The organism is Erysipelatoclostridium sp. An173 (assembly GCF_002160495.1).
GTDB classification, from domain to species: Bacteria; Bacillota_I; Bacilli_A; order Erysipelotrichales; family Coprobacillaceae; genus Thomasclavelia; species Thomasclavelia merdavium.
Window position 1 is genome coordinate 1 of record NZ_NFKR01000056.1, and the last position, 10,912, is coordinate 10,912.

Annotated in this window: 10 protein-coding genes; 4 read left to right on the forward strand and 6 right to left on the reverse strand. The window is 28.2% G+C overall.

Annotated features, from left to right (window positions below):
- The 5 genes from B5F09_RS13705 to B5F09_RS13725 form a co-directional block, all read right to left on the reverse strand.
- Nucleotides 1-241 (reverse strand): PD-(D/E)XK nuclease family transposase (locus B5F09_RS13705; protein WP_087374874.1); only part of this gene is annotated, 241 nt, incomplete at its 3' end.
- A 150-nt stretch (nt 242-391) separates the two neighbouring features.
- Entirely contained in the window at nt 392-1,237 is an 846-nt protein-coding gene (locus B5F09_RS13710) for a hypothetical protein (protein ID WP_087374876.1), read from the reverse strand.
- A gap of 62 nt (nt 1,238-1,299) precedes the next feature.
- On the reverse strand, nt 1,300-2,247 hold the full coding sequence (locus B5F09_RS13715) for a glycosyltransferase family 2 protein (RefSeq protein ID WP_087374877.1): 948 nt from the start codon (nt 2,245-2,247) through the stop codon (nt 1,300-1,302).
- Nucleotides 2,234-2,641, reverse strand: coding sequence for a GtrA family protein (locus B5F09_RS13720; protein WP_087374879.1), 408 nt, complete (start codon nt 2,639-2,641; stop codon nt 2,234-2,236). The genes B5F09_RS13715 and B5F09_RS13720 overlap by 14 nt, the downstream gene beginning before the upstream one ends.
- Nucleotides 2,613-5,045, reverse strand: coding sequence for a YfhO family protein (locus B5F09_RS13725; RefSeq protein WP_087374881.1), 2,433 nt, complete (start codon nt 5,043-5,045; stop codon nt 2,613-2,615). Before B5F09_RS13725 ends, B5F09_RS13720 begins: the two co-directional genes overlap by 29 nt.
- Before the next feature lie 140 nt (nt 5,046-5,185).
- On the opposite strand from B5F09_RS13725, the gene B5F09_RS13730 reads away from it, so the two are divergent.
- The 4 genes from B5F09_RS13730 to B5F09_RS13745 all read left to right on the forward strand — a co-directional run bounded on the left by B5F09_RS13730 (nt 5,186) and on the right by B5F09_RS13745 (nt 9,408).
- The gene (locus B5F09_RS13730; protein WP_087298665.1) at nt 5,186-5,887 is read left to right on the forward strand and encodes a response regulator transcription factor; all 702 of its coding nucleotides are present in this window, start codon (nt 5,186-5,188) and stop codon (nt 5,885-5,887) included.
- Nucleotides 5,880-7,205 carry a HAMP domain-containing sensor histidine kinase gene (locus B5F09_RS13735; RefSeq protein WP_239404347.1) on the forward strand — a complete coding sequence of 442 codons (1,326 nt, stop codon included), beginning with the start codon at nt 5,880-5,882 and terminating at the stop codon, nt 7,203-7,205. Before B5F09_RS13730 ends, B5F09_RS13735 begins: the two co-directional genes overlap by 8 nt.
- Nucleotides 7,206-7,246: 41 nt before the next feature.
- Entirely contained in the window at nt 7,247-7,759 is a 513-nt protein-coding gene (locus tag B5F09_RS13740; RefSeq protein ID WP_087298666.1) for a dUTP diphosphatase, read from the forward strand.
- A 173-nt stretch (nt 7,760-7,932) separates the two neighbouring features.
- Nucleotides 7,933-9,408: a hypothetical protein gene (locus B5F09_RS13745; RefSeq protein ID WP_087374883.1), complete on the forward strand. Its 1,476-nt coding sequence runs from the start codon at nt 7,933-7,935 to the stop codon at nt 9,406-9,408.
- An 85-nt stretch (nt 9,409-9,493) separates the two neighbouring features.
- On the opposite strand, the gene B5F09_RS13750 is transcribed toward B5F09_RS13745, so the two are convergent.
- Nucleotides 9,494-10,045 carry an NAD(P)-dependent oxidoreductase gene (locus tag B5F09_RS13750; protein WP_087374885.1) on the reverse strand — a complete coding sequence of 184 codons (552 nt, stop codon included), beginning with the start codon at nt 10,043-10,045 and terminating at the stop codon, nt 9,494-9,496.
- Nucleotides 10,046-10,912: the final 867 nt, after the last annotated feature.

Genomic DNA, 10,912 nt, shown 5'->3' on the forward strand with positions numbered 1-10,912 from the left:
TATCAATCTGTTTACCTGAGGCTACGGTTACTCTAATATCTAAGATCATATCTTTATCTTCAACATGGTTACGGCTTAAATCGGGATTTAATACTTTAATATCATGACATTCGATCTTTAAAATACCTTCAATAAATAGTTTTAATAAATAAAGAGAGTCATGATCTTGATCATTGGCTAAAGAATATTTAAAAAGAACATCACTTTTAAAATCATAAATCTTCTTACCAGTTTCTTTCATAAAAAACCTCCTTTGTTATTTATATACATTTACAAAAGCGGTTTTTTCTTTTAATAATTAAAAAATATATAAATAATAAAAAAGATAGAAATCAAAATTACTATAATTTCTATCCTTATTCTATTCAATTATCAAATTACTAAAACAATATTAATAATAACTTCTTTCATACTTAGGGAACTTACGGCTTAAAATAATATAAGCAACAATTAAAATAATTCCAATAACTCCTAGTACGATTCCTTCTACTCTTAACATTGATACTGGAATATCAATACTCATATTTAAAACCCGTAGTCCAATTGTAAATTCAATTGCATTTACTACTAGTGGTGCAAAAAGCCCAATTATTATTGCTGAAACAATTGCGACTACACCGGCATAGATTGACCAGCCATATAACGAACGATTTAATAAACCAATTAATACAATACAAACAATTATTCCAATTATACAGCCAACTCTAACTGCCATGCTGCTAACTGTTTGATAAGTTTGTAAAAATTCAGTGGTACTAGTAGAACCATTTTGAACAGAATCAACCACTTCATTAATTTTAGTTTGAAGAGCTCCATTTTGATCAGTTAATCGTTCTTGAACAATTTGAATTTGCTCATCAGTAATGTCCTGATCAATTACTTGTTCAATTTGATCAACATTATCAACAAACACCTGTGATAATTGATTCATAATTGAAGCAGTATCTACTTGTTCACCATTTAACGTTGCTTCAGTAATTTGATTTAATAGATCATCAGTAAATGAGTTTATAGAACTGCTAGTAGAAATAACTTCTTGAATCTGTTGAATCTGATCATCTGTAACGTTAGGAAAATTTTCCGTTATTACTTGTTGAATTTGATCAGTTGTTTCATTAGCTACAACTGCATTAGATACGGTTTTAGCAGCCATTGATTTTATTGATATATTAATACAAAGTAAAACAACCAAACCAACCATTATGATTGCTAATACTACACTAACAAATTTTTTCATGTTATCACTTCCTTGATAACTTCATTATAATAGCTCTATTAATCCAAGTCAAAATTTTATTGCTACTTACTTAACGCTTCTTTACGATTACTATCTTTAACTATATAAATTGGTCGGGCTTTATTTTCCATATAATCTTTTGATACATACTCTCCTAGTATCGCAATTAACAACATCTGCGTTCCACTTAAAAATAAAATTAAACAAACAATAGTAGTATAACCACCGACACTATTTCCAAATAATAAAGTAGAGATAGCTGTATATAATGCCAATATTATTGAAGCGACAAATAAAACAATCCCAAATATTCCAGCAATTTTAAGCGGTGCTGTTGAAAAAGAAAACATTCCTTCTAAAGCATAAGAAAACAAACTTTTAAAATTCCATTTTGTTTTACCAGCTGCTCGTTCAACATTATGAAATGGCAGCCACTTAGTTTCAAAACCAACATATGAAAACAAGCCTTTCATATAGCGATTATATTCACGCATTTCAATTATTGAATTAACCATTAAACGACTCATCATTCTAAAATCGCCAGCTCCATCACTCATATCGAGCTTTGATATTTTTTGCATAATTTTATAAAATGTTCGACTTAAAAAATTCCTGATTTTCCCTTCACCTTCACGATCAATTCGCTTACCAGCACAACAATCATAACCTTCTTTACTCACAGCCTGATACATCGGTGCTAACAATTTAGGAGGATGTTGTAAATCCGCATCCATAATGACACAATAATTACCGGTTGATTTTTCCAATCCCGCCAACATTGCTGCTTCTTTACCAAAATTTCTTGAAAAAGAATAATAATCACATCGTTTATCTTTAGCACTAATCATTTTTAATAATTGAATTGTTCGATCATTACTTCCATCATCAATAAAAATGATCTCATAATCAATATTTTCAATTTTTCTTAATTCCTTAGTAACTTCCTGGTGAAACATCGGTAAAACTTCTTCTTCATTATAACAAGGAACTATTACACTAATTTTGTCCATATCCATGTTCTCCTTTAGATGAAAAAATCTTGAATTTGCATAGTCCATAGTTAGAAACTACTGTGACAACACTAACAAACACTTTAGCTACCATTTCATTTATTCCTAACAGTTGAATAAAAATAAACAATAAACTACTTTCAACAGCTAACGTCATTAAACGTAATACAAAAAACTGATAAGCTTCTTTTTTAGTATCATTAGAACTTTTAAAAACATATTGACGATTAGCCCAATAAGCAAAAATAACAGCACCATACCATGATAAGATATTAGCAATTAACCAGCCTATATTTAGCCATTGAATAGCTATATAATAAATAATAAAATTAACTAGGGTTGTGCAACCACCTACAAAGATATAACTAATTAATTCTTTTAAATCTTTCCTCATTTTTTTCCCTTCTTCCATGCAATAATAATAAAACCAACCCTATTCCACTACCAAATAAACTAATATTTTTAGCTGGTGCTTTAAACGTAATTTCTATTTGATGCTTTCCACTAGATATTTTACTTCCTAAAAATGCTTTATTTACACAAAATGAATCAACCTTTTTACCATCAATAGTAATAATATAACCGTTTTGATAAGGTAAAGAAGTGACCAGGTAACCATCTTTACTTACATCAATACTGCCTTTAACAATCTTACCATCTTGATTATAAACACCGTTTAATTTATCAATTTGACTATTACGATTTTTAATCACATTATAATCAAGACTATATAATTTAATATTTAAAACATCATACCGTCCGGAACTAAACTCTATTTGTAAATCACTTAAAGGTTCATTTTGACTTATTACATATGTAAAATGATTATTTCCGTTTGGATAAGCAGCTGATGAACTTGATAATTTATTTTTAATACCATTAATAGTAATTGAAGTATCCCTAGTTTTTAAATATTTTACTTTATCAATATCAAATTCAATAATCATAATTTGATTTTCAAAATTTTGATTAAGATCTAATTGCAATACACCTTTGCCCTTAGTATTGACCCGATAACCACTTTTTAAAGCTGTTATATGTAAATTAGAACTTTGCTTGTTAATCAGATAATCTAATTTTAATTCTTTTATTTGACTTTGATATTGATTATCACCATTTGCAACAACAACATTATTATAAATAGTATCTAACGTAGCTGGAAAAGCCAGCTCATCAAACTTTTCTTCACTATAAGTATCACTTGTAGCATAAATAATTGGTAAAACATCATTATTTTCATATAAATTATTACCAATTTTTTGATATCCAATAGGTACAGTTTCTTCACTATAAATTGTTTTAACCCCCATCATTCCTTGAAAGAAAATATTAGAATTAGACAGTGAAGCAACTCGATTCCTTATTGAAATCGGATTGTTAATAATATCGTAATAAAAATGGTTGTATAAACTGTTATTAACTGAACTATAAATTGATGTCCGTAGTTCATTATTATTAGCAAGATTACTAGTATTTAATGATTGTTTAAAAATATCATATCTAGTACCGTTATCTACTTTAATACCATTTATACTAGAAACTTGTTGATAAGTGTCAGATGATACAAATTCTTCCTGTTTATTAATATTAAAACTCAAGACTAATGGCATGATCATCACTAAATAAAGCGCTTTTTTATTAAATCTTAAATATAAACATACGCTAAAAATAGCAAAAATAATATCAAAAATCACTAGTGGTTTTTGATAAAAAATAACTACTGGTAATAAAATCAATATCCATAGTCGATAATCGATTTTTATCATTAATTCTTTGAACTTACTTAAAGAATATATTGTCACATAAATTAATAACGGAATAAACGGTATCAATATTTTAGGTCGTGAATATAAAAATCCATTTAATCCAAAACAAAATACTGGTATAAAAATCAACAATAATAACCAAATACTTAATTTCCTAATTTCTTTTAGTTTTAAACTTAAAACCAAACCAATCCAGCTTAAATAAGTTAATCCACAACCATAATTATCATAAAGTAACCCTTCCATATTTAAACGTGGTATAAATAAAGATAAAAAATTAATACTACTTCCTTTACTTTGATGATTTTCAAGCATCACATATGCCGTAGGTAATAATAAAACACTACATATTAAAATACCTATCATTACCGGTTTAATAAATGCCCAAATATTTTTCAAATTAATTTTCTTTACACAATAACAATAATAACTAAATACGACCACTATGCCTGCAACACTGAAAAAATAGCTATTAACGATCATTAAAACAATCGCAATAATTAACATTAAACTTCGACTATTTTTCAAATAACGGTCTATTGCTATTAATGCCATAATCAGCCATGGCATATAATCAACAAACATAATTTGTCGATGACTATGAAATAAAACGGAAGAGCATAGTAACAAAATAGCTCCAATAATACATAAGCCATTATTAAAATTTTTACTTTTTAGCCAAATATAGAGCAAATTAACACTTAATATTAGATTGATAACCATATATATAATTATTATGTCTTTCATAGCTACGCTAGGAATCAAACAGCCAATCAAGACATCTGGTCGAAACAAACCATAATAAGATAGATTATAAATATTTACTCCGGCGCCAATATTGAAAGCAAAATCGGGGAAAAGTGTTTTGTTTTCTATCATAGTATGACGCAAATAATCAGCCAAATTTACATGCTGACTAAGCCAATCGGTATTTGAGCCAAAAAGATATGAAGAAGGCGTGATGATCATAACCATCACAATTGTTAAAAAGAATAAAAATATAATTGAACATACTAACTGCTTTTTTTTCATTACTATCACCCTTCCGAAAAAATTATTACATACATTGCTTAAGAATCCGCTTAATAATATCTAAATATTTCTTAAATTTAATTTAAACAATTTTTTCATCCTTATTATGATGTATAATAGATACGAAAGTTGGTGAATTTATGACAAATAATAAAATATTAATCGTTGATGATAATCCAGAAATTAGAGAGGTCCTTAATGTTTTACTTTCTAGTGAGGGATATGAAGTTATTGAGGCTAAAGATGGCCAAGAAGCAATTGATAAAGCTAACGAAGATATTGATCTTTATATTTTAGATATTATGATGCCTATTGTTAATGGTTATCAGGCTTGTGTTGAAATTAGAAAAAAGTCTAATGCTCCAATCTTGTTTTTAACTGCTAAAGGGCAAGAAAGTGATAAAACCTTAGGTTTTTCTAGTGGTGGTGATGATTATCTTTCTAAACCTTTTTCTTATAATGAATTAACGACTAGGGTTAAAGCGTTATTACGTCGTTATTATGTATATCAAGGAAAAGCTGAACACCAAGAAAAACAAGATGATAATATTGTTTATGAAAATATTGTCATCAATCCAAATAATGAAACAGTATTATTAGATGGGAAACCTGTTGAACTTACATATCTGGAATATCAAATCCTTTATTTATTAGTAAGTAATCGTAAACGAATATTTTCGACTCAAGCTTTATATGAAAGTATTTGGAATGAACCATATTATTATAGTGCTAACAATACGATCATGGTCCATATTCGAAACTTACGTAAAAAAATTGAAGCAGACCCTCAAAATCCTAAAATAATCAAGACGATCTGGGGCAAGGGGTATCGCTGTGATTAAAAAAAATTGTTTAAATAAACTAAGTATCCAGATTTCAGCAGTAATTATCCTGTTTGGCGCTTTAGCTCTCCTTACTTTTAGTTTTCTATATTATAATAAAGATTATTTCTTTAACTTTGTTTTAGATTTAGGTATTATTTCTGACAATACGGAAACTTATGCTACCGAAATTGAAAACAAACTAATTGATAGTAATGTTTCTATCAATGATATTAATGCTATTGATGAAATTTTAGGATCTAGTGAAATATATAGTGTCTCTATTTATAATGCAGATGATAATCTTTATATAACCGGTTCTTATGCAACAATTCTTGAAGATTTTATTATTAGTACTACAATCTATGAATCTAAGTCTATCTATGATGTCGAACCATATTATAGTATTTTGGAATTAAAGGATGGTTCTATCGAAATATACACTTACTCATATGCACTAGCAAAATCAGTAATTCCTTATGTTAGCTTTGCTGCTATTATTTCGTTGATTATCTTTATATTTCCAACCTTCCTTTTTATTAAACGAGAAGTAAATTATATCGTTAAACTTAAAGACGAAGTAACAATTATGTCTCAAGGCGATTTAGATCATCCAATTACCATTAACGGTAATACTGAAATCGCCGAATTATCAAAACAAATTAATGATCTTAGAATCACTTTAAAAAATAATTTTATAACCGAAGAAACTAATCGGCGTGCTAACTATGAACTAGTTACAGCTTTATCTCACGACCTTAGAACACCACTAACTTCTTTAATGGGATATCTAGATATTATTAGATTTAAAAAATATAAAAATGAACAGCAGTATAATCTATATTTAAATAATTCAATTGATAAAGTTAATCAAATTAATGAACTAGCTAATAAAATGTTTGAATACTTTTTAGTTTTTAGTAAAGAACAAGATACCGAACTTACTAAAATATCACTAGGCGTTATTTATGAATATATTATTGAAAATATTGCTGTTTTAGAAGAAAATGAATTTATAGTTTCAAAACAAATAGAACATAGTGATAATTTCATCTTTGGCAATATTAATCTTCTTAAACGAATTATTAATAATATCTTCTCTAATGTTTCTAAATATGCTAATAAAAATGAGCCTATTAATATTGAATTAATTACTGATGATAATAATTTAAAATTTACTGTTAAAAATACTAAAATTCATACTATTGATTATATTGAGAGTAATTGCATTGGATTAAAGAGTGTTAAACAAATGATGAAAATTCATGATGGTAATTTGACTATTATTGATGATAAAAGTTACTTTACTATTATAATTACCTTTCCTTTAATAAAGTAATTAGTGTATAATAGTTGCAAATCAAAGAAAAGGAGAATGACATGCAAGTAGTTGCAAAATTTGAAAAAGTATCAAAACAACAATTTATTAACGATTTTCAAGATAGTTTCACAAACTATGATATCGAAGAAATTGAAAAAATTTATGATAATTTAAAATTACCAAAAAGAGCTACGGTTGGCTCTGCTGGTTATGATTTTTATACACCTATTGATTTTACTTTAAAACCACATGAAACAATTAAAATTCCTACTGGTATTAGAGTTATTATTAATGAAGGATGGTTTCTAGCTATTTTCCCTCGTAGTGGATTAGGTTTTAAATATCGTTTACAACTTAATAATACAGTAGGAATAATTGATAGTGATTATTATCATAGTGATAATGAAGGTCATATTTTTATCAAAATTACTAATGATAGTAACGAAGATAAAACAGTTTCTTTAACTGCTGGTCAAGGTTTTGGACAAGGTATCTTTATGCCATTTGGTATTGTCGAAGATGATGATAGCGATGCTATTCGTAATGGTGGTTTTGGTTCAACAACTAAATAGTTTCAATCTCATGTTATAAACATGAGATTTTTTGTTTTTCTATAAATAATTTATTAAAATATCAAAAAAACTCGTAAAAATAAGGCATTTTTTGTATTTATAATGTTAAAATAATGGTATTTTATAGCTAATTTTGTTATTATATCTATGTATTTTAATAAGGAGGGAATAGTATGGATATTTTAAATAAATATTCAAAAAAGAAAACTGTTTATCTTTTAGCAACAGTTTCATCAGGTTTTATTACCGTATTATGGCTACTTTCAAAACTTGGAATTGGTGGTGGCTCTAGCAGTGGGTACGATAGCCTTGATGCATTATCAACAATTGGAACTATGATCACATTGATTCAAATTGTTTTCTATGCACTATTAATTGTAGCTATTGTTACTGCAATCTTGAGTGCTTTTTATTTCTTTAAAAAAGACAAACAAGATTACATTATGTTGGGGGAATTCATTGCATCATGCATTAGTTCAATACTACTTTTATTATCAATGTCTGGTGTAAACTTGGTTTGTAAAGCTATAAGAGCTTATCTTAATCAAGATATAAGTGCCCTTAGTGGTATTAGTGATGCTTCTGCTCTTTCGTCACTTACTAGTATGGCAACAAATCTTGAATATTATCTTTATGTATCAATTGCTGTATTTATTTTAAATATGGTTGTCCTTCTAATCATTAAAAATGTTATTCATATCAATAACTTCCATTATTCTTTAGAAGAAGGTCCATATATAAATAATTACTCATATCAAGGAACAAATAACGGTTCTAACTCTGGTAATTATACTGGTAATGGTGCAAATAATTCTGGTGGTTATCAAAATGCACCAAAATCAAGTTTTGATTTCAAATCATTTATCAAATCAAAAAATGGTAAAATTACTGTTGGTGTAATTGCTGTTGCTTTGGTTGCCTTTATTGGTTATCAAATTTATGATAATTTCTTTAACTATACTGAAATCGATTTAGCTAAAAACATTACTTGTGAATTTACTGGCAAAGATGGAGAAGGATATATCACTGATGTCAAAAATGACATTGATTATGATAAAAACAATCAACAATTAGCTGCATTTGTCAACGATACACGTCTTGATTATGATACTAGTTATGAACTTTCAAACGGTGATGAAGTAACAATTACTGTTAAATATTCAGAAGAAACTGCAAAAGCAAATAAAATCAAAGTTACTAATGATTCTAAAACTTTTAAAGTAAAAGGATTAATCGAAAGATATAAAAATGCAGCAGCATTACCTGATGATTTAATTGAAGAATTAGAATCTGAAGCAGAAGATAAGGCAGAAGATCAATTTGATGATGGTTATTCAACAACTTATAACTACTCATTAGATTCAATGTGGTTCGCTAAAGGTGACGACTATGATCGTGCTATTGCTGTTTATAAAGTAGATGCCACTAGAACATCTTCTTGGAACAATGAAGTAACTCAAAATACTTACTATTATGCACTTTATACTAGTACCGAAATTAACTCAGCTTATTTAGATGATGATAACAGTCATTACTGGCGTTCTACTGTATTAGATGATAGTCAAAGAAATTACTTAACTACTGCTGATGGTGTTGAAGATAGTTTAAAAACTGAATTTGATGATTACAGTATCGAAAAGATTAAATAGTATTAGATTTTGTTGAAAAGAATAAATATTTGAAATTAAAAGTTCACTTGATAAAATATCGAGTGAACTTTTTATATTTAATTCTTTATTTTTGAACAACACTTATTCTTTCTTGAAGATGATTTCCACTTACAATTTCATCTACCATAGCAATTGCATAGTCAGCATATGAAATAACACTTTCACCTTTTTCATTCAATGTTAATTCTTCGCCACCTAAAATATAAGCTCCAGTTCTTTCACCTTCAGCTTGGAAATCTCCAGCTGGTGAAACATAAGTCCATTTTACATCATAACGTTTTCTTAATTCTTTTAAAGCTTTAGCCATTGCTGAAGCTAATGGCTTAAAGATATCCGGGAAATCTGTTCCATCAGCAACACATAAAGTATGTTCTGGATTAACATATAAGCTTCCAGCTCCACCAACAATACATAATCTAATATCTGTTCCTGATAAAATATCACACAGATGTTTTAATGATGTACTGTGTTGTGGTAAATCTTTTTGAATTACTTTTGTAGCAACAGATTGATTTTCACCTCTTACAACTGCTGTTACATCTAAACCTCTTTCTACTGCTTCTTTAACAATTAATTTACCGGCTTTCCCGTTAGCACATACTACTGCAATTTTCATAGTTATTTCCTACATTTCTTATTTAATGTAATCTTTATTGTTATATTTAAAATATAACACCAGTTTAATGTAATGTCAATAGTTACATTAAAAAATTTTAATCTTTCTTCTTTAGCTATCACTTTCTACAAAACAGTCATATAAAAAATTATCTTAATTGATACAAAGCGTAACCACTTATCTGCAACAATTTGGGTAATCTTATTTTAACTTTTATACGCTCCTTGCCCGTGATATAGTAATAGTCTGTATTTACATCAATTCCTAGCAGTTCTTCCATGTTTCATTACGTCCTCTCTTTTCAATACTTCCAGTATGATGGCGTAAGGCACACCGAATACATAGCAAGTAAAATCTTCTAACGTTTTCTTAGGATAGTCAGACAGGCAAAGGCGTTTCATCTCAAACCAGACCGCACGCTTGTAATAGAGTAGGTCGAAAAAATACGGACACCCGATTTTTGACTGCATATCCGTAAAAATATCGTTCAATCAATCACTCCAATCTTAAATTTGAGTATAGAAAAGCGGTTGATCTACAATGGAGTAACCGCTTTGTGTGTGGCATATGAAATTGTTTATTGCTTTGTATGAACACTTAGCTGTTCTTCAATGTTGCGTTCGCTGTACATGACACATAGAATTGTTACCACCTGTTCTTCTATATCTAAAATATAAAACACAATATAGTTATCTACCGCAACAAAATGTAATCCACGGCTATACCACGGTTCTTTTCCATATCTCGGAAAGCGTTCCTATAAATGCTACTATTAATATGTACAAAAACGATCATATAAAAATGTACAAAATCAATTCAACATAATATAATAATTCAGTTTTTATTGGAGGTTATATTATGATTATG

Coding starts and splice junctions, on each gene's coding strand:
- B5F09_RS13725 (WP_087374881.1), bottom strand. CDS start 5,045: ATGAAAAAAAAGCAGTTAGTATGTTCAATTATATTTTTATTCTTTTTA.
- B5F09_RS13740 (WP_087298666.1), top strand. CDS start 7,247: ATGCAAGTAGTTGCAAAATTTGAAAAAGTATCAAAACAACAATTTATT.
- B5F09_RS13750 (WP_087374885.1), bottom strand. CDS start 10,045: ATGAAAATTGCAGTAGTATGTGCTAACGGGAAAGCCGGTAAATTAATT.
- B5F09_RS13745 (WP_087374883.1), top strand. CDS start 7,933: ATGGATATTTTAAATAAATATTCAAAAAAGAAAACTGTTTATCTTTTA.
- B5F09_RS13720 (WP_087374879.1), bottom strand. CDS start 2,641: ATGAGGAAAGATTTAAAAGAATTAATTAGTTATATCTTTGTAGGTGGT.
- B5F09_RS13730 (WP_087298665.1), top strand. CDS start 5,186: ATGACAAATAATAAAATATTAATCGTTGATGATAATCCAGAAATTAGA.
- B5F09_RS13715 (WP_087374877.1), bottom strand. CDS start 2,247: ATGGACAAAATTAGTGTAATAGTTCCTTGTTATAATGAAGAAGAAGTT.
- B5F09_RS13710 (WP_087374876.1), bottom strand. CDS start 1,237: ATGAAAAAATTTGTTAGTGTAGTATTAGCAATCATAATGGTTGGTTTG.